Annotated in this window: 20 protein-coding genes and 1 pseudogene; 1 reads left to right on the top strand and 20 read right to left on the bottom strand. The window is 59.9% G+C overall.

The features are described from left to right. Positions 1–3: 3 nt before the first annotated feature. The 20 genes and pseudogenes from ACN9MY_RS06970 to ACN9MY_RS06875 form a co-directional block, all read right to left on the bottom strand. A complete protein-coding gene (locus ACN9MY_RS06970; RefSeq protein ID WP_426321321.1) occupies positions 4–3,504 on the bottom strand; it encodes a response regulator in 3,501 nt (1,166 codons plus the stop codon). 76 nt (positions 3,505–3,580) lie between these two features. Then, positions 3,581–4,345 (bottom strand): glutaminyl-peptide cyclotransferase, encoded by a 765-nt coding sequence (locus tag ACN9MY_RS06965; RefSeq protein WP_426168896.1) that lies wholly within the window; start codon positions 4,343–4,345, stop codon positions 3,581–3,583. Beyond that, positions 4,338–5,393, bottom strand: coding sequence for a Holliday junction branch migration DNA helicase RuvB (gene ruvB / locus ACN9MY_RS06960; protein ID WP_426168893.1), 1,056 nt, complete (start codon positions 5,391–5,393; stop codon positions 4,338–4,340). Before ruvB ends, ACN9MY_RS06965 begins: the two co-directional genes overlap by 8 nt. Before the next feature lie 57 nt (positions 5,394–5,450). Further along, on the bottom strand, positions 5,451–5,741 hold the full coding sequence (locus ACN9MY_RS06955) for a hypothetical protein (protein WP_426168890.1): 291 nt from the start codon (positions 5,739–5,741) through the stop codon (positions 5,451–5,453). A gap of 87 nt (positions 5,742–5,828) precedes the next feature. Beyond that, positions 5,829–6,404, bottom strand: coding sequence for a phospholipid scramblase-related protein (locus ACN9MY_RS06950; protein WP_426168888.1), 576 nt, complete (start codon positions 6,402–6,404; stop codon positions 5,829–5,831). Next, positions 6,388–6,870 carry a GNAT family N-acetyltransferase gene (locus ACN9MY_RS06945; RefSeq protein ID WP_426168886.1) on the bottom strand — a complete coding sequence of 161 codons (483 nt, stop codon included), beginning with the start codon at positions 6,868–6,870 and terminating at the stop codon, positions 6,388–6,390. Before ACN9MY_RS06945 ends, ACN9MY_RS06950 begins: the two co-directional genes overlap by 17 nt. 4 nt (positions 6,871–6,874) lie before the next feature. Next, on the bottom strand, positions 6,875–7,429 hold the full coding sequence (locus ACN9MY_RS06940; protein WP_426321315.1) for a dihydrofolate reductase family protein: 555 nt from the start codon (positions 7,427–7,429) through the stop codon (positions 6,875–6,877). Positions 7,430–7,524: 95 nt separating this feature from the next. After that, on the bottom strand, positions 7,525–7,800 hold the full coding sequence (locus ACN9MY_RS06935; RefSeq protein ID WP_426168880.1) for a hypothetical protein: 276 nt from the start codon (positions 7,798–7,800) through the stop codon (positions 7,525–7,527). Continuing rightward, on the bottom strand, positions 7,793–9,094 hold the full coding sequence (locus ACN9MY_RS06930; RefSeq protein WP_426321313.1) for an MFS transporter: 1,302 nt from the start codon (positions 9,092–9,094) through the stop codon (positions 7,793–7,795). Before ACN9MY_RS06930 ends, ACN9MY_RS06935 begins: the two co-directional genes overlap by 8 nt. 102 nt (positions 9,095–9,196) lie before the next feature. Beyond that, positions 9,197–9,991 carry a hypothetical protein gene (locus tag ACN9MY_RS06925; protein WP_426337055.1) on the bottom strand — a complete coding sequence of 265 codons (795 nt, stop codon included), beginning with the start codon at positions 9,989–9,991 and terminating at the stop codon, positions 9,197–9,199. Between the two features lie 20 nt (positions 9,992–10,011). Then, the gene (locus tag ACN9MY_RS06920; RefSeq protein ID WP_426337626.1) at positions 10,012–10,455 is read right to left on the bottom strand and encodes a VOC family protein; all 444 of its coding nucleotides are present in this window, start codon (positions 10,453–10,455) and stop codon (positions 10,012–10,014) included. Positions 10,456–10,471: 16 nt separating this feature from the next. After that, a complete protein-coding gene (locus ACN9MY_RS06915) occupies positions 10,472–11,302 on the bottom strand; it encodes a class I SAM-dependent methyltransferase (protein WP_426321309.1) in 831 nt (276 codons plus the stop codon). A gap of 65 nt (positions 11,303–11,367) precedes the next feature. Then, positions 11,368–11,529 (bottom strand): annotated as a pseudogene (locus ACN9MY_RS06910) (NUDIX hydrolase); the annotation flags it as partial. Between the two features lie 26 nt (positions 11,530–11,555). Beyond that, the gene (locus tag ACN9MY_RS06905) at positions 11,556–11,942 is read right to left on the bottom strand and encodes an A1S_2505 family phage non-structural protein (RefSeq protein WP_426337054.1); all 387 of its coding nucleotides are present in this window, start codon (positions 11,940–11,942) and stop codon (positions 11,556–11,558) included. An 11-nt stretch (positions 11,943–11,953) separates the two neighbouring features. Next, positions 11,954–12,367 carry a PAN domain-containing protein gene (locus ACN9MY_RS06900; protein WP_426337053.1) on the bottom strand — a complete coding sequence of 138 codons (414 nt, stop codon included), beginning with the start codon at positions 12,365–12,367 and terminating at the stop codon, positions 11,954–11,956. 35 nt (positions 12,368–12,402) lie between these two features. Further along, positions 12,403–12,999 carry a hypothetical protein gene (locus ACN9MY_RS06895; protein WP_426337052.1) on the bottom strand — a complete coding sequence of 199 codons (597 nt, stop codon included), beginning with the start codon at positions 12,997–12,999 and terminating at the stop codon, positions 12,403–12,405. A gap of 439 nt (positions 13,000–13,438) precedes the next feature. Next, complete coding sequence (locus ACN9MY_RS06890) at positions 13,439–14,806, bottom strand: serine hydrolase (RefSeq protein WP_426337051.1); 1,368 nt, start codon at positions 14,804–14,806, stop codon at positions 13,439–13,441. A gap of 174 nt (positions 14,807–14,980) precedes the next feature. After that, positions 14,981–15,352, bottom strand: a complete 372-nt coding sequence (locus ACN9MY_RS06885; RefSeq protein WP_426337050.1) for a hypothetical protein — start codon at positions 15,350–15,352, stop codon at positions 14,981–14,983. Between the two features lie 697 nt (positions 15,353–16,049). Further along, positions 16,050–16,589, bottom strand: a complete 540-nt coding sequence (locus ACN9MY_RS06880; RefSeq protein ID WP_426337049.1) for a hypothetical protein — start codon at positions 16,587–16,589, stop codon at positions 16,050–16,052. 768 nt (positions 16,590–17,357) lie between these two features. Then, positions 17,358–17,978, bottom strand: a complete 621-nt coding sequence (locus tag ACN9MY_RS06875) for a hypothetical protein (RefSeq protein WP_426337048.1) — start codon at positions 17,976–17,978, stop codon at positions 17,358–17,360. A gap of 258 nt (positions 17,979–18,236) precedes the next feature. Between ACN9MY_RS06875 and ACN9MY_RS06870 the strand changes: the two genes are divergently transcribed. Continuing rightward, positions 18,237–19,286 carry an IS481 family transposase gene (locus tag ACN9MY_RS06870; RefSeq protein WP_426317908.1) on the top strand — a complete coding sequence of 350 codons (1,050 nt, stop codon included), beginning with the start codon at positions 18,237–18,239 and terminating at the stop codon, positions 19,284–19,286. Positions 19,287–19,383: the final 97 nt, after the last annotated feature.

Here is a 19,383-nt window from a genome sequence, read left to right as displayed (position 1 = left end):
CCCCTAGCGTCTAATCCAGACCCGCAGCAGCGACAAAAGCTGCGCGGTATCGATCGGCTTGGCGAGGTAATCGCTGGCTCCCGCCTCCAGGCAATGCTGGTGATCGCCCGGCATCGCCTTGGCGGTCATCGCGATGATAGGCAAATCCCTGAAGCGGGCATCGGCGCGGATGCGGCGCATCGCTTCGTAACCATCCATCTGCGGCATCATTATATCCATCAGCACAGCGTCCACCCTTCCTTCCGACGCCAGCCTGTCGAGCGCTTCCTGGCCATTTTCCGCTTCCAGCACTTCCACCCCGCGGTCGCCGAGCAGACTGGCCAGGGAGAACAGGTTGCGCATGTCGTCGTCCACCACCAGCACCCTGCTGCCGGCCAGGGCCAGGGCCTCCTGCCGCGTGGCATGGCCGCCCTGCTCCACGCTGTGCAGGAACAACTGCACTTCGCTGAGCAGCCGTTCGGGACTGTGCGTGCCCTTGATGATCACGCTGCGCGCGTAGCGGTTCAGCATGCGCAGCTGTTCGCGCGTCAGGTCCTGGCCGGAGTGAATCACCACCGGCAGGTGGCGCATGCCGGGCGTGGCCTGCATCGCCTCCAGCACCTGGTAGCCGGACATGTCTTGCAGGCCAAGGTCCAGTACCATGCAGTCGAAGTGGCCTCGCGCCAGCAGCTCGATGGCTTCATGCCCGGACAGGCAGCGCACGACTTCCACGTCGCGCCCCGCCAGCAGGGCGGCGAGGCTGCTTGACTGGCTTTCGTCGTCTTCCACCACCAGCACGCGCTTCAGCGCACCGGCCCAGGCCTGCTCGATGGTCTCGAATACTTGCGACAGCTGTTCGGGACTGGCCGGCTTGGTCAGCAGGCCCAGCGCCCCCAGGTCGCGCGCACGCTGGATTTCGTCAAGGCATGAGATGAAATGCACCGGCAGGTGGCTGGTACGGGGATCGGCGCGCAGCTCGCGCATCACTTCCCAGCCATCCATGCGCGCCATCATCACGTCCAGCAGCACGGCATGCGGCGCTTCGTGCCGTGCCAGTTGCAGGCCCTGCTCCCCGTCCGGCGCGACCAGCGGCGTGTAGCCGCGTGCGCGCACGAAATCTGCCAGCAGGCTGGCGAAGAATGGATCGTCTTCCACGATCAGGATGCGGCGCACGCCATCGCCCGGCGCCGTGGCGGGCGGCGCAGCGGCTGCCGGTCCGGCGCTTGCCGGGGCGGACCCAGGCAGCAGCGGCAGCATGAAAGTGAACGTGCTTCCTTCTCCCTCCACGCTGTGCAGGTGCAGCGCCCCGCCCATGATGCGCGCGAGCTGCAGCGAAATCGACAGGCCCAGCCCCGTGCCGCCATAATGCCGGCTGATGCTGCCGTCCGCCTGCCGGAACGCTTCGAAGATCGTCACCTGCTTATCCGCCGGCACGCCGATGCCCGTGTCGCTGACCGCAAACGACAACTGGTCTCCCACGACGGAAATCCGCAACGCCACGCTGCCCTGGTGCGTGAACTTGAGCGCATTGGCCAGCAGGTTGCGCAGTACCTGCTGCACGCGCTGTCCATCCATCATTGCCGCTGCCGGCGTGCCGGGCAGGCGCTCGATCCGCAGCACCAGGCCCTTCTGCTCCGCCTGCGGCTGGAACTGCGCCAGCAGGTCGTCGCACAGGCCGGCCAGCTCCACCGGCTCGACGTTCAGCTCCACCTTGCCCGATTCCATCTTGGCCAGGTCCAGGATATCGTTGATCAGGTTTAGCAGGTCGCGCCCGGAATTGTGGATGGTTCCCGCATATTCAAGCTGCCGTTCGTTCAGGTTGTTCGCCTTGTTTTCCTTCAGCAGCGCCGACAGGATCAGCATGGAATTCAAGGGCGTGCGCAACTCGTGCGACATATTGGCCATGAACTCGCTCTTGTAAGCGCTGACGCGCTGGATTTCCTCGCGCTGCCGCTCCAGCAGGTCGGCGCGCTCCTCCAGCTCCGCATTGCTTTGCTGGAGCTCCTCCTGCTGCACCCGCAACTCCTCCGCCTGCTGCGCCGTCTCCGCCAGCAAGGAGCGCGTGCGATGGCGCGTGATGTTGACCTCCAGCCCGATCGCGATCGCCTCCGCGCACAGGTCGACAAAAGCCAGCTCGTTATCGCTGAAGTGCCTGAAGGCGCCCAGCTCGATCACCCCCACCATATTGCGCCCATGCTGCAGCGGCTGCACCAGCACGCAGGACGGCTCCGCACTGCCAAGGGCCGAGCCGATCTCCAGGTAGCCGGGCGGCGCCGCGTCGACCAGTATCCGCTTGCCGTCGCGGATCGCCTGCCCCGCCAGTCCCTCGCCCGGCGCAATGCGTGCAGGATGGCGCTCCTGCGCCAGCCCATAGCCGGCCAGCAGGCACATGCCCGCCCCCGCTGCTTCATCGACGTACAGCGCCCCGACCCGCGCCCCCAGGCGCTCCGCCAGGAAGTCCAGGAGGCGCTGCCCGAGCACCGCCAGTTCCTGCTCGCCGCGCATCACGATATTGAGTTCATTCTGGCTCGACTTGAGCCAGTCGCGCGCACGGTCGGCCAGCTTGCTGGCGCGCAGCGCTTCGGTCATTTTGGCGAAGGCCTCGTCGAAGCTGCGCTGCGATTCGGCCAGCGCCGCTACCGACAGCAGCAGGTCGCCCGCCTCATCGTGCGCCACGCCGGCCAGGTCCAGCTGCGGCAGCGGCGCCGGCGTCAAGCCGTGATCGAGATTGCCGCTTGCGACAGCCTGCACAGCTGCCACATGGCCGGCGCGCGAATCGGCCAGCGCGCGCGCCGAGTCCAGCGCCCGGTGCAGCGGCTGCGCCACGTTACGCTGGTAAAACACGCGCAGCGCCGCCGCCATCAGCACCAGCACGGAGCCGAATGCGATCAGCACCCAGCTCACGACGCGGGTGGCGCTGGCCGCCTCGCGCGTGGAATCCACCTCCAGCACGCCACGCACATCGCCCAGCTTCCAGTCGGTCTTGGGACTTTGCGGATGGCTGTTATGGCAGGAAACGCAGGCATCGGCGCTCATGCGGTCGGCCAGCGCCACGCGCACCGTCGTGCGGCCGTGCAGGGTTTCAGTGCGGGAGAAGACGCCGTCGGGAGTCTTCTGCAGGTAGGTCCAGGCGTCCCGCGCAAACTGGTCGCTGGCGCGCTCGCGCCGCTGCGGGAAAGGAAAGGGGCTGTAAAGCTTGACCACCGTGCCGCCGCCCTGCATCAGGTCGCTCAGGTCGTGGATCATCGTGGCCGGCAGCGGAATCGCGTTTTCCTTGCTGCGATAGTCCGGGTCGACCTGCATGTCGGTCTGCGCCAGCACCCGCGCCGCCACGTTTTCAGTGTAGTACTTGCGCAGCATGAGGAATTGCCGCACCGTGGCCTGCGCCGAATCGACAGCGTCGCGCTCGGCGTTCTCGCTGATCAGGATTGGCAATAATGCCGAAATGACCAGACCACACCCGGCCAGCAGCAAGGCGATTGGCAGGAACAGCTTCCAGAACAAGCTGCTGGAACGTGCGAGCACGGCAAGCCTCCGCAAGGCTGAGTTTTCACCCTATTCTTGCGCGGAATATCCCATGAGGCAAGCCTACCGACAGTTACTATTTTTTTAGTGGCCGCAGCACGATTTCGAACAGCTTCGGCCAGCGCTTGCCGGTCACGAACAGGCGGTGCGACTTGGCGTCGTAGGCGATGCCGTTCAGGACATTGTCGGCATCGCTGCCCGCCCTGGCGGTAGCGGCCAGCCCGGACAGGTCGATCCAGCCCAGCACATGGCCGCTGAACGGGTCGATGCGGGCGATGCGGTCGGTCTGCCAGACATTGGCATAGATCTGCCCATCGACCCACTCCAGCTCATTGATCTGCGCCAGCGGCTGGCCGTCGGCCGTGACCTTGATCCGGCGCTGCTCGCCGAAGGTTTTCGGGTCCAGCACGCGGATTTCCGGCGTGCCGTCGCTCATGTAGAGGCGCTCGCCGTCGCTGGTGATGCCCCAGCCTTCGCCCAGGTAATTGAAGGTGCCCTTGATGGACAGGCTGCCCTGGTCCATCACGTAGCCGGCCTGGTTCATCCAGGTGATGCCGACAATGCTGTCGCCATGCGGCGCAATGCCTTCGCCGAACACCTTCTCCGGCAGGTCGCGCTTTTGCAGCACCTTGCCGGTGGCCAGTTCCACCTTGCGCACGGAGGACGCGCCATACTGGCCGGTACTCTCCCACAGGAAGCCGTCCTTGAAGAACAGGCCCTGGGTGAAGGCTTGCGGATCGTGCGGGTAGCTTGCCTTGATCGTGTAGCCCTGCACGGGCATGGCAGCCGATGCGATCTGCGCGGCCAACGCCGCCGCGCCCAGCGCTGCGAGCTTACGCATCCCACAGGTCTCCGGTGGCGTTGCTGCGCGGCGGGGTCACGCCGAAATGCTGGTAGGCCTGCGCCGTGGCGACGCGCCCGCGCGGCGTGCGTTGCAGGAAGCCTTGCTGGATCAGGTATGGTTCCAAAACGTCCTCGATAGTATCCGCGGCCTCGCCGATGGCAGCCGCCAGGTTGCCGATGCCGACCGGGCCACCGCCGAATTTGTACAGCACCGCTTCCAGCAGCTTGCGGTCCATCACGTCAAAGCCCACATGGTCGACGTCGAGCATGCGCAGCGCCGCATCGGCCAGCTCGCGCGTGATGTCGCCGTTGCCCTTCACCTCCGCGTAGTCGCGCACGCGGCGCAGCAGGCGGTTGGCGATGCGCGGCGTGCCGCGCGCGCGCCGCGCGATTTCCAGCGCGCCGCCTTCGTCGATATTCGCCTTCAGCAGCGCCGCGCTGCGGGCGACGATCCTTGCCAATTCCTCGGTAGTGTAGAACTCCAGCCGCGCCACGATGCCGAAGCGGTCGCGCAGCGGGTTGGTCAGCATGCCGGCGCGGGTGGTGGCGCCGACCAGGGTGAAAGGCTGCAGGTCCAGCTTGACGCTGCGCGCCGCCGGGCCTTCGCCGATCATGATGTCGATCTGGTAGTCCTCCAGCGCCGGGTACAGGATTTCTTCGACCACCGGCGACAGGCGATGGATCTCGTCGATGAACAGGACGTCATTCGCCTCCAGGTTGGTCAGGATCGCCGCCAGGTCGCCCGGGCGCTCCAGCACCGGGCCGGATGTCTGGCGCAGGTTAACGCCCATTTCGCGCGCAATGATATTGGCCAGCGTGGTCTTGCCCAGGCCCGGGGGGCCGAACAGCAAGGTATGGTCAAGCGCCTCGCTGCGCTTGCGGGCGGCCGAGATGAAGATTTCGAGCTGGTCGCGGATCTTGGACTGCCCGACATATTCATCGAGATGCTTGGGACGCAAGGCGCGCTCGATGGCCTCCTCGTTGGGCGAAGATGGCGCCGCATCGATGATGCGCTGCTCGGTGAAATTGTCGGTTTGAATGCTCATGCCAGCTCGAAAAACAGGTTCAAGGCATGATTCTATCAAGGCCGGACAGCCCGGGGCTCACTTCATGTTGGAAGCGGCCGCGCTTGCCGTTTCGTTGGTTTTTTTCTGCAGGCTGCCTGACACCTGCATCGCCTTCTCACGGCGGTCAGGCTGGCCATCCTTCTTCGGCTCCTGCAACCCGGTGGCCTTGCGCGCAGCGGTGGAAGGTTCGCCTTTTACTGTTGCCCTGGCCGGCTGCCGGGCTTCCGGCTTGTCCTGCCCCGGCGCGGCCTGCTGGCTCCAGGCCGCAGGCGCCGCTGCCAACAGCAAGCCGCCCAGCGGCACCGCCAAAAGTTGACGAATAGTCATGAGAAATCTCCTCGAATATTCGCCAAAGTCTAGCACGGCCGGTCGTGAAGGACTGCCGCAGAGGTGATCCAGCGGCCGGGCTAGCGCTTAACGCTCCTTGTAGACGATGTCGATCGCCAGGCCGGCGGCCAGCAGCAGGCCGGAATTGGCCTTGAAGTCCTCCGCGATCGAGATCATGTAGTTGTCGGCGCTGGTGAACAATTCCTTGCCGATGCCAGCCCACTTCTTGCTGACGGTGCCTTTCTCGTTGCCCTTGGCGTCGAGGAACTTGAAGTTCCAGCCCTTCCAGTCGCCCTTCACTTCGGCGATCAGCTGGTCGCGCATGTCGTAGACGAAGAAGCCGCCGCCCAGGCTGAACAGCTTGGACTTGAAGTACCCGATCGCCTGGCCCGAACGGTCCAGGATCTCGATGCGGGAACGCAGGAAGGTTACGCCGCGCTTGATGGTGAGCAGCGCAGGGCCGTTGGCCTGCTCGGAAATTTCCACCTTGGTCGGCAGGATGCGCTTGTCGATCACCAGGCGCAGCGCATGGACCAGGAAGCTCAGTTTTTCCTGTGCCACGCCCAGGTTCTGCTGGGTATCGGGGTCGATGATGTCGTAAGCGTCCGAAAGCTTGAGCACGCCGACGTGCTCCTTGACGAAGTAGTTAGTCCTGTCCAGCAATTGATTTCCCCAGTAGTGAGTTTGAGTTATGAAGTACATGTGCAGTCGCGGCGAACTGCTCGTTGCCCGCCAGCTTGCCGCTGATCGTGTCAACGATCTTGAAGCCAGCGCTTTGATACAAGGCCAGGGCGGCCGTGTTACCAACCAGTACATCCAGCGACAAGGCCCTGCCCGACTCGCGCAGTACTGCGTCGAGCAGCGCACGGCCGATTCCCTGCCGGTAGCGGGCAGGATCGACGTACAGCCAGGTGACTTCATCTTCCGTGAAGCCGGCAAAGCCTGCAACTTCACCGGCGATTTCCGCCACCAGCAGCGTCGCCTCGAACAGCCCCTCTGCCTCGCCGGTTTGCTCCAGCGTCAGGAAGGCATCTGCCAGGCCGCTGGAATCGAGTTCGAACTTGCGCGCGGCATCGTGCACCGCGCAGATGCCTTGCCAGTCTGCAGCTTGATAAGGCCGGATAATCATGCGATCAGCGTCCCGGGACCAGGTAGCGCAGTTCGGCCATGCCGGTGCCGATCTGCCGCGCCGACTGCAGCAACAGCGGCGGGTTGGTCAGGCGCCGCGGGAACAGCGGCTTGCCGTGCCCCAGCGTGACCGAACCCACCTGGACGATCAATTCGTCCAGCAGTGCGGCGTCATGGAATTGCCCCGCCAGGTCGCCGCCGCCCACGATCCAGATATTCTTGTCGCCCGCTGCCTCGCGCATGACGGCGTGCACCGGACGGACGTCGCCCTTCACGAAGCGCAGGTCGGCGCCGGGAATCGACGGCAAGGTGCGCGACGAAAAGATCCAGGTCGGCTGCGTATAGGGCCAAGGCGATCCCGTTTCCGCCGCCACCGTTGCGGCATTGCGCACCATCCACTCGTAGGTGGACGAGCCCATCGCGATGGCGCCAACCCGGGCGATGAACTCGGGATAGCTGCTGTCATTGATATCGCCAAGCGGGAACAGCCAGTCCAGCGAATCGTCTTCGGTAGCGATAAAGCCATCAAGGCTTGTCGCGGTAAAAAATTGAGTCTTCATTTTGAGTGCAGCGCTGCCGCGTTTGCGGGAATGGGTGCAAGATTGTACGCGCCCGCAGCGCATCGAATTCTCTCAAAAAATTGCTCGCCGCCCTCTCAGCGGCGAATGCGGGCCGCCGCCAAGCCCAGGATTGCACCGGCCAGGCCGCCAAGGAGCGATTGCGGCAGAGCGATCATGTCCTGCGCCCTGCCATCTGCGAGGGTCATCAGGTCGGCCGCGAGATAGACCGGTCCCATGCCCACGCCGAGCGGCACCGCCAGCCACGCCGGCCATTGCCCGCTTTGCTGCCAGCCGATGACGCCGCCAATCCAGCACGACACCGCGACCATTCCAATCAGCGCCCCACCCAGAGCGAAAGCAGCCTTACGCATGAATACTGTCTCCGTCGTTTTCCGGAATGGGGCGCACGACCAGGAACAGGTACGACATGGCGCCAAGGAAGGCAATTGCGGCACCGGCCAGCAGCGCCGGTACAAAGGACCATTGCTGCGCGATATACCCGGTAAGCACCGGCGCCAGCGCACCGCCGAGGAAGCCGCCGAAATTCTGGATCGCGCCGAGCGAAGCGATGCGGCTGCGAGGCGCCGCCACCGTGGCGAGCGACCAGGCGCAGGCCGAAGAGGCGTTGGCAAGGAAGATCACAATGGAAATGCACGCCACCGCCAGGACATTGCTCTCCACCAGCGCTGCAGGAATCGTGAATATCACCATGCCCAGCGTCGCCAGCACCACCGCATTGCGGCGCCCCGAAATCGGGGTGCTCGCAAAACGCACGATGCGGTCGGAAGACCAACCAGCGATCAGCGCGCCGGCAAAACCGCACAGGAAAGGTATTGCCGATGCGAAGCCCGCATGCGCCAGGTCCATATGGCGCTCGGTGCGCAGGTAGCCGGGCAGCCAGGTCAAGTACACCCAGTTCAGGTATACCGAGCCGAAAAAGCCGAACATCATGCCCCACGTCACGCGATGGCGGAACAGCGCCAGCCAGCCGGCAAAGCTGGTTTTGGGTGCGGCTTCGCTGGCTTCACCATCCTCCAGGTAGGCGCGCTCCTCCGCGCTCAATTCCTCGCGCACAGGGTCGCGATAGACGCTCACCCAGACGATTGCAGCCAGCAGGCCAAGCGCGCCGGTGGCGTAAAACGCCCAATGCCAGCTGGTCGCCGCGATCAGTGGCGGCAGCAACAGCGGCGCCAGGGCAACGCCCAACGGCGAGGCGGAATTGTAGATACCCGTCGGCGTCCCACGCGAGCGCAGCGGGAACCAATTGCTTACCACGCGTGCAGCAGAAGGAAATTGCGGCGCCTCCCCGACCCCGAGCGCAATGCGCGCAAGCACGAAGTAGCCAAAAGTCGAGGCCAGCCCGCCGGCTGCCTGGGCCACCGACCACAGCACCAGCCCGAGCCCAAGCAGCCAGCGCGGACCGATCTTGTCGACCAGTGCGCCGACCGGAAGCTGGCACAAGGCGTAGCTCCACGAGAATGCCGACAGCAGCAAACCCATTTCGCCCAGCGACAGGCCGAGGTCCGCGCGGATATACTCGTTGGCCACCGCCAGGGTGGCGCGGTCCAGGTAATTGATGACCCCGCTCGCCACCAGCAGCACCAGCGCCAGGCTTTGCCTTCGACGGATTCGTGGAGGGACTTGGGTAGCAGTGATGTTGGTCATTTCAGGTGTTCCATACGCGGCGCGAATTATAAAATCGTGGCGAGTATAGAGCACCGCGCGCGCAACAAGCCAATTGATCGCGCTGGACAAGTCATGGCGAATTCAATTAAACCTGCTTTGAGGCGCAACAATTTCGCAGGCACTGTAGCCATCATCGTCGCGCAGGACGCAGGCTTTCGCAACATACTTCGAATCAATCAACTCATAAATGGTCGAGAAAGTTCCGTATGACCTGACGGCCTGCTCGAGCAAGACCAGCCTGCCCTTGACCTTGTCATCCACCACGACAAGGCCTAGCGACGCCCAGTCCGCATAAGCCAGCGTGAAGTCCTTCTTTGAATTCGACAGCATCACGAAGTGCACATTGGCCGCGTTTGCGGACAGGCTTTGGCAGTAGTAACGGTCGGAGATGATGTAATCCTTGATGCCGTCGCCATTGAGGTCCTGGCGGTCGGCGGTAAGCGTCTGGCCTATGGATTTCCTGCCATAGCCATGCTTTTCGATGCACGAACTCTCCGGGGAGATCAAATCAGCACCTGCGCAGGCCGACTTCGCGCCAAGGCGCTCGGAAACCAGCGCGCCGGAACAATAGCCAAGAGCTTCAGCATTCTTCTCCCCCTTCGGCCATTTCGCAACTTGAGCCTTGAGCGACTGCGCTATCGGCTCGGGAACGTAATCCGGCTCGCTCGGCTTGATCTGGCGCTCCTTCCCGACCATGGACCTTGCAATGCTTGGCAGTGGTTCGAGGTTGGAAACCCTGATATCTTCATCGGATACGCCACCAGCCTTCTGGCCGCAGGCAGAAATCAGCACGAGGCAGGGAAGGATCAATAAGGGCAGGAACTTGCTTCGGCGGGACATGTGGGCGCTGGTTAATTTTTTGGCAAATTCTAGCACGCAGTCCGCCCGCCCCGGCCTCACCCCTGCCCAAGCTCCTGGGCCAGTCCAATGAGGATTCCTTCCGGTCCGCGAATGTAACAGAGCCGGTACACGTTTTCGTATTGGACCACTTCTCCAACGACCGTCGCCCCCAGCCTGCCAAGCCGCTCCAGCGTATCGTCAATGTCATCCACAGCAAACATCACGCGCAGGTAGCCAAGGGCATTCACCGGCGCGGCACGGTGATCGGCGACCACCGCCGGCGCCAGGAAGCGGGACAACTCGAGCCGGCTATGGCCATCCGGCGTACGCAACATCGCAATCTCGACACGCATGCCGTGCAGACCTGTGACGCCATCGGCCCAATCGCCCTGCACTGGCGCACGCCCGTCAAGTTCGAGGCCAAGCTCGGCGAAAAATGCAATGGCGGCGTCCAGGTCCTCCACCACAATGCCAACATTGTCCATGCGCTTGACGGTCACGATGCCTCCATGGTTTTCATTTGCTTGCGATGATTTGAGCGAGAACAATCCGCCCTTCCTCGAGATTTCGTCGCTGATTCTGGGCCATGGCCGGAAAATCAGGTCCGAGGAGGATGTGGAAACCAACTGCCGGCAGCCCTTCATGACGTATTTTCTCGGCAAGCGCCACGAACCAGGTGCGCGCCGCATCGGTCGTGTCCGACCAATGGGTCACCTTGAAGCCCGCTGCCTCCAACAGCCGGCGCAGTTCACCAGGTTGCACCAGGAAGCTGGTATCGGGTGTGCGCGCCCACGGAACCGGAAAGAGAACAGGACCGGACGGGCCGGCGAGAATGTCGTAGATCGCGAGGGTGCCACCCGGCTTGAGAACCCGGTGCATTTCCCGGTACAGCAGGGCTTTGTCCGGAATATTCATCGCCACGTGTTCGGTCCACACGACGTCGAACGACGCGTCATCGAACGGCAGCCTGGTTGCGTCACCCTGGCGGAAGTCGACAAGATCCGCAAGACCGACCTTGGCGCAGAGCAGCGCCGCAGCATTGCAGTATTCCTCGGTCAGGTCGATGCCAGTGACGCGGCAGCCAAATTCCTTAGCCAGGCATCGAGAGGTGCCGCCGATACCGCTGCCGACATCCAACACCCGCTTCGACGCATCCAACGAGGCCGCCCTCGCAAGTTCAAGCGTCGCTGTCCTGCCGCGGATATGAAATTCGTCCACCGGCGCCAGCTCTTCGGGCGTGAGGTGATCCAGGTCGTTGCCGGCCTTTTCCAGCGCTGCAAGGATGGCGTTCCCAAGATCGGAACGGGCGTAGTGCGTCCGGATTGCGTCGTTGACTCGATCGAGCATGACATTTCCCCCTCTGGCAAAGAGCGCCGTTGGCGCTGTCCTTGCTTTTCCACACGTACTTCCAACCCCACTTCCTCGCGTACCTCGCGAACCACAGCCTCCCACGGCGCTTCGCCAGGAAACACGCGCCCGCCCGGAAGGTTCCACAAATCACGGTCTGTTCGATGGCAGAGCAGAATTCGATTCGCGGAGTCGAAGATGACAGCGAATGCACCGAGCGTTGTCATGATTGGAGCTGGTTAGCGAAAACTGCTCATAGCCGCTCCACCCATTCACTAGCTGGAAACACTGGTTCTCCTGCTTCGTTAATCAGGAAAACATTTGCCGGAGACTCTCTAAACAGCGGGGAAATCTGTGCCTCGTTGAATCCAGCAAGCCCGCAACCAATCTTTGATAAAAGAAATCGATTGTGGGGATGCGCCTCCGCATGTGCGATGAACTCCTTCACGTAAGAACTGACTTTCTCGAGTGGGAGCGTGTGACGTGGAGTGCTTTTCGTAGGGATCGCGTAAGACCTGCCCTGCAGGCCGAAGCCAATACCCTTAATCGCCCCCCACGCCTTTACAGCGTAGAGCGCGGCCCCTTTTCCATGGATACCCTGCTCATTTGATCCAAAGACAAAAATATCTACAGTGTTCAATTCTCAGCTCGCTAACGTGCAGGATGATCGTCGGCCGGAACGCTTAACGCGCAAGCCGGGAACTTCCTCGTCCGGATGATTATGGTTTCAGGACTGCGCATTATCTCATTTCTGCTCAATGAGCATTTCACGATAACGTTTGAAGCCTTCGCATGGGACCGTGTCAATTCTTGCCGGATCTCGCATCGGCTCCTCTCTAACGTATCTGGGGGGGACCAAGACCGCCCCTGAATGCCCGGCTTGGCATAGGTCCATGCATGGCACGTTTTATCCCCCTCACATTTGCGCTGGCAGACGTCCCACGTGCCTCCGAAGGTTCCTGGAACCGGGTTCGGCACATCGAAGCTTCGGTAGTCCATTCCAAGCCTGTCGGTGTTTTCCTCGACATACTGAGGCCCTACGCAATGGCACCGTTGCTCCTCCAAAGATTTTCATTCAACGTAAAGCGGGAGGCCAGCATTCAACGATTCGTGTTCAGGTTCAGATGCAAAGGAAGTCGCGTAACCGTGTCTTCTGGCCGACCGAGCAACAACGCGATAGCCGAGGCATTGGTCGGCATGATGAAGAGGGCCTCTGTATCGACAGACTGACGATCATACACCGCAAAATTGATCGAGTTCTCCGGTACTAACTGCGCGCCATCAACCGAAAGCTGGATTGTCCTTCTATCGACATAGTCACTCATACCCATAACATCGGTTACTCGAATGGACAGTCGAAGGGCGAGTTTTTTGGGGGTGCCGTCCTTGTCCATTGCGTACGGTTCCACCTTGGTATCCAGCAGTTTGAAAGCGTAGTGCCCGGCACGGGCCTCCCCCAATTCAGCGGGCTGCGAGTTCGCTTTGGGAGCTTCTGGCGCGCTGGGGCCGATCTTTGCGGAAGGGCTCTGCTCACGATGATCAGCCGATGACGCAGCACTGGAGGTTCCTTTGCCGAAGAGCCCGTTCTGATGAAGTACAGCAATCGCACCGCCCACAGCGGTGATGACTGCAGCTATTCCCGTGAGTACCCCCGGCAGTGTTTGCCACCATGAAGGATCAGTCTTCTGCTCGCTCATTGTTGACCTCGCTGTTTGGACAGGTTGCGTGACATGTCGCCGGTTCCTCTTGACGCCCAGCCACAGTGGCTTGACTTGAGACGGCCCGCCTCCAGCGGATATCGTGGATTGCGCGCGGCAAGCCGCGTATCGCCACACGATTGATGGAAGCACAGTCAGCAGAGTGAGTGGGTTAGGACGTCCACAAGGATACACCGAAGCGCATCAGCGCGTCCCGGCTGAATAGCTTGTCATGCATTTACGGGAGCACTTCAAAATTGAAGTCCGTCGCCTCCACGCCTCTCGGCGCGCGGTGAATGTGTGATCGAAATATCTTCGAACTCGAAGGTCAGCAGCCCTCGAACGCAGATGTCGGAGCCAGCAAGTTCGTCAAGCCGGTCAAGTACCTCATTGATCGATAGAGGTTCCCGCATCTGGGTAAAACGTATTCGCGATTCGCTTAATCCGCAATGCGCTCGGCAACCTGGTCGCCAATGGTCTGCTGCATCAACAGGCTGGTAACTTTGCCGCCGGCGTCGCGCCGGAACTCAACGCTATTCATCGTTCCCTCCATGAAGAAGCTGGTCGATGCATACGGCTTCAGGTCCGTCGCCGGGCGGCCTTCGCGCTGCCATGTCAGAATTGCCCCTTTGCGGCGCACCGTACGCGTGCTGTTGTCGGGCAGCTTATACGTGCCGACGAAAGCGTCCAGCGCCTCCGGCGCCAGAGCGATGACTTTCCGCTCAGGGAATGGATCGCCAATGGCAATGGCAGCAGCATGCTTCGCCACCACTTCCGAATTGAGCAAATTGCGTTCGCCATTGCTCAAAACAGCCACAAAGACTTTATCGTCCGGCAGTCGAATGACGTAGCCATTGAAACCAGGGATGTCGCCGCCGTGCGCTATTTCCTGGTGCCCGCGCAGTTTGCCAATGGTCCAACCGAAACCATAATTGCATGCCGCCGCACCGGGCAGAGTGCATGGCGTGAAAGCCAGCTTCCAGCTTTCCGCCGTCAGCAGCTTGCCAGCGCTGATGGCAGCATCCCAACGCGCCAGATCGTCAACGGTGGAAACCAACGCACCAGCCGCATAGGGCAGCGACATGCTGATTTGATCGGCCGGACTATAGGCTGAGAAAAAGCCGCCGCGATAGCCTGTAATGCGGCGCTTCGCGCTGCGCTCCGCGCCTTCGTAGGCCGTATCCACCATACCTAATGGCTCAAAGATATTCCGGGCAATAAAATCGGCGTAGCGCATGCCGGAAGCTCTCTCGATAACTGCGCCAAGCAGGAAGTAGCCAGAGTTGCTGTAGGCCCAGCGTTCGCCAGGTGCGTAGTCCAGCGGTTCATCCTTGAAGAAGTCGATCATTTGCGCGACGCTCATGTCCTTGCGCGCCACCGACCAGAACGAACGCATGTCCGTGTAATTGTGGATGCCGGACTTGTGCTGCAGCAGCTGGTGTATGGTGATGGACTTGCCCTTGGTCGGATAGTCCGGCACGAACCGCGTAATGTCGTCCTGCAGCGAAAGTTTTCCTTGCTCCGCCAACATCAGGATTGCCACTGCCGTGAACTGCTTGGTGATCGAGCCCAGTCGCAACTGCATGTCCGCTTGCAGCGGAACCTTTTTGTCGAGGTCGGCCAAACCATATGCTTTGCGAAAGACCGTCTCGCCATCTCGCATCACAATGACAGCGGCGCCGGGGGCGCCGGACTTGAACATGGGCGCCAATTGGGCATCCAGCAGGCCCTCCAGGGAGGTATTGTTAGCGTGTGCGAAGCAGACCTGCAGCAGCAGCGCTGCGGCAACGATTGGGCGTAAGGACATCAATAGGCTCCTGAAAAAGTCGGCATATCTTAACTTAGCAAGAACCAGAAAAGCTCACCAAATTCCACCACGCTTTCCCGCCACAATTACCAGGGTCGCTCGTTCTGACGGTTTGCGCATTGGGCATAACGTGTGAATCCAGCCGCGTCATCAGGCGTCTGCTGGAATGTACTGTTAAGCATAACGCGGCCAAAACACCGAGCGATTCCTACGCTGAAGCCCGGCAAGCCACGAAACACAAGCCACGTCCGATTCATCAATCCAACGATCAAGCTCTTTCATCTTTTCGGGATCATTCCAGTTTTCAGATCCGTACCTATACCGCTCCGCAAATCCGCTCGGCGCGAACGATTCAAGTGCTTGATACATCTCGGCTTGACGATCATTCGGGGTTGACTCGAAGTATGTCCTGGCACCGGATCGAACCGACTGGGCATACCAATGGATCGTCTCAACGAAAACAAATACGATGGAAGGCAGCCCGTAGCTGGGCATGTTCGTGGCCATGCCAGCGCCACTCATCAAGATCCCCTGCAGATCGATCATGGCCTCGTAGTCAGATCGAGCCATCAGTTGGTTAATGTAGCTATCAGCGTATCGTCTCATTGGGAAGCATATCGTGGCGATGCAGTTGATCGATATATTGGACTAAAAGCCCGGGAATTTTTCTTTGAGCGCAATCCATACATCGAACCAGAGTGCAATTGTCTGTCGTTCGGTAACCAAGTGCACTTCACTTCCGCCTCGCTCCAAAAACACATCGGCGCCACGCACTGCAAGCTTCCCCTTAAGTGAGTACGCGATATTGTTGGCTTCCTGACGATAGAAGGCCTACCGCGATTGACCCCAATTGTTCTTCTTAACCGAGCCTCGGATTTTCATACCTGGGTCCAACGTGATTGATCAGTTGTGCGGTAGCGGGCGTCGCCCGCTGTAGCGCGTCCGCTGGAGCAGAAGGTTAGACGTTTGGTACAACCTTGCCACAATGCGCGCAACGATGCTGATCATTTGAACACCAGTTGCAGATGCTCCAGGCATTGTTACGGTAGTGCTCCGTACCGTCTGCGGGATTACCATTCCAGGTCTGCTTGCAGTCAGGGCACTCACCAAAGGAGCGAACCAGTTCTGCCTTTTCACAAGATTCACTGCAAAAGATAGGTGGAGGATTAAAGGGCATGAGTGTAGGTTTAAAGTGCATAATTCAGCGGCGCCGTCAGGCGTCCGCTGGCATGTTAGGTTGGGTTCATTCTGGCAGCTCCGGGATCTTAAGCAGACCAAAGTACCGTTCATTAAGCTTCGCGAGTCGTTCCATTCTTGGCGGGACAGGGCGAATTCGCATAGCCTCCCGCATGAATGCTAGTCGGCTTTCGGCGTAGTCCCACTGTTCCTCATCGGGTTTTTCGAAGTAAGCGATAGCTCGTTCCTCTTGATACACCAATTGCTCCAGCGAGAACCAACCAACGTAGTAGCCCAAATCAAAAAATTCTTCGAAGGATTCCGCTATGACCACATTGTTTTCGTCTGCGCATGGCAGGGTCATCACGATTGGCAGCGTACCGTTCGACGAATCGAAGTCTTTGAGATAGCTGTAGTGAACGCCGTCACCACCGGTCCTTGCGAAGGTGACCACATTTGAGGGCGTACACCAGTAGTGCCCTTCGACCGGAGGAATTTCCAAAATAAGACCACAAGGATCGAAGACCGCATCTGGTGAAGAGTCGAATTTGGCTGCGGCATCGTTGGCCGCTTGATGCAGTTTCTCGAGCTGATCGGGAAGGTTCATTTGTTCTTAGGCCCAACGTGATTGTTCAGCGGCGCCGTTAGGCGACCGCTGGAACTGAGGGTTAGACAATTGCGTCATCAATGTCAGCATATAAAGCTTTTAAGCCCCTTTGGATCGCTCGTTCTTCTTGAGTAAGGAACCAAAGAAAAGGAACAAGAACAACAGAAAAAGCGAAACGAAACCTACCGAGCACAACGGGGCAAGCAGCCGGAAACCAAGACTAGTCGAAGCGTCAATTTCATCAGTCGGAAGTCGAAAGCTCAAAGCGAAGCAAGTCAACCACCCAGCAGTGGTCAAAAGAGTCCACCAAACGAGAACTCGGGAGATTGGCACACGTAGCATGCTGAAAATTCTAACGTTCAAGGTAACTGGCTGCTGGAACGCGCAGCGTGTAGGCAGTCCAGTTGACCGCAAGGTTGGGCAATTGCGTCATTGCTTTACCACCTGTGAAGTGAGGACGACGAAACTCGAGACGCCTTCTGTGGATTCAACTGACCAAGGCTGATCCGTGTTCACCTCCACCAGTTTTCGACCCGCGGCGTCAACTGATTCCGACATAATTTCGCACGCAATTTCTCCCGCCTGCGGATACGAGCTATCGGACCGCAGATCTGAGACCGTAACAATAGGAACCTTTTCGACGAATAGATGCGATTGTCCGAATGCATCCACCAAGCGACATTCAACGAAGCCCGGCTGGTGGTCGTCGACGAATCGTTCAATCTGAATAAAGACGGCAGTCACGGTTTTAAGCGGCCCAATGTTGCGTTAAGCGGCGCGCGTCAGCGCGTCCGGTTGATTAAGATGTTGGGCAACCCGCGTGAACTTGCCACGAAGACCCACCGTTTGCGTGCCCGCGCCAGCGTCCACGCGAACAGCAGCATACCGCAGCGGCTTGCGCTTGCCAAAGAAGGCTGCGCCGCCAGCGGCCAAATCGCCGCCAGCCCCACGGGCCGACCGGCCACGTGCCTCGGAGAAGAACGAAGCGAGCGAGGTTGAGCATGTTGTTAGCGAACTTCGCAGGCTCCTTTGGGTGTCGAAAAAAGAAAAAACCTCGCGGCTAGATGGATTGACGTCGCTCGCGTCATCATATTTGGCCGTTACACCCGCTATCGCCAGGATCAGTGCGATTAGAGCAAAAAGGATAAGGTCCAATTTCACAGCGATTCGAAACGAACGACGCCTAAATAAGAATTGTCCCAGGGAGCCAACTAGAAAATAGACGATCGCGACCGCCATCCCCAAAATGGCTAGCATCATCAAGACTCCGAAGCCCTTCTGTCCATCACCAGGGTAAGGCTCTCCCCACAGATCATGAGATAGGGGTAGGACCAGCATGACTATGATGGTGAGAAAGATCCTAAGCAGGAATTGCAGGAAATGAGCCATTAACGATTGCGCCAACGCCTCAAGCTAGTCGGCGCTGCGCGGTTTTATCGCGCAGCGCCCATCGACCAAAGGGCGCGAGGTTGAGCGCACTGTTGGACGCTGATTTCGAAAACGGAGGCATAGCATCAATCCGGAAGCTTCATGTGTAGTAGTTCAGATCTGATCGTACAGTAAGGCCTTGCCAAGGGTGGGGTTACCCGGTTTGATAGAGGTGCGAATCTTTATTAAACCTGCGCGTTAGCGCAAAGGAGTAACCCCATGCGTAGTGTTCCTCAGAACGTCATTAAACACAAGGTCGGCCTGCTGAATCTGGCCGCCGAACTTGGCAACGTGTCCCGCGCCTGCAAGGTGATGGGCTTTTCCCGTGACACTTTCTATCGCTATCAGTCTGCCATGGAGACTGGCGGCGTGGACGCGCTCATCGACGCCAATCGCAAGAAGCCCAACGTCAAGAATCGCGTCGATGAAGCCATCGAGACGGCCGTAGTAGGCTTTTCGTTGGAACAGCCGGCATTCGGTCAAGTTCGGACGTCCAATGAGCTACGCAAGCGCGGCATCTTCGTCTCGGCATCGGGCGTCAGGTCAATTTGGCTGCGGCATGACCTGGAGTCCTTTAGGAAGCGCCTTTCTGCGCTTGAGCGGCACGTTGCGGAAACCGGGGATGTACTGACAGAGGCGCAGGTGGTAGCACTCGAGCGCAAGCAAGAAGATGACGTTGCCTTTGGCGAGATTGAGACTGCACATCCTGGCTATCTCGGAAGTCAGGACACGTTTTACGTCGGCACGATCAAAGGCGTCGGACGGATTTATCAGCAGACCTTCGTGGACACTTACTCCAAGTGGGCTGCCGCCAAGTTGTACAGCACGAAGACCCCGATTACTGCGGCAGATCTTCTTAACGACAGGGTCTTGCCGTTTATGGAGGAACAAGGGATGGGCGTTATCCGGATCCTCACCGACCGAGGTACCGAATACTGCGGGAAGCCGGAGAAGCACGATTACCAGCTGTATCTGGCGCTGAACGAAATCGAACACACCAAGACCAAAGTCCGACACCCTCAGACCAACGGTATCTGTGAGCGCTTCCACAAGACCATCCTGCAGGAGTTTTACCAGGTGGCGTTTCGACGCAGGATCTATCGGAGCATCGATGAACTGCAGGCGGACGTCGACGAATGGCTTCGCTACTACAACAACGAGCGCACGCATCAAGGGAAGATGTGCTGTGGCCGGACGCCGATGCAAACTCTAATTGACGGAAAGGAGGCGTGGCGCGATAAAATCATCGCACTGAACGACGGAATTTGATCTGACAGCGCCGATGTCCAAACCGGGTCACTGTCCGATCAGATCGCGACCACTACACTTCATGATTTCAGGAACACCAGCGCCAATAAGATTTTGT

The organism is Pseudoduganella sp. R-31, from assembly GCF_049913235.1.
Lineage (GTDB): Bacteria > Pseudomonadota > Gammaproteobacteria > Burkholderiales > Burkholderiaceae_D > Rugamonas.
Note: the sequence above shows the minus strand (reverse complement) of the source record. Positions and strands in the feature narration are given on the sequence as shown.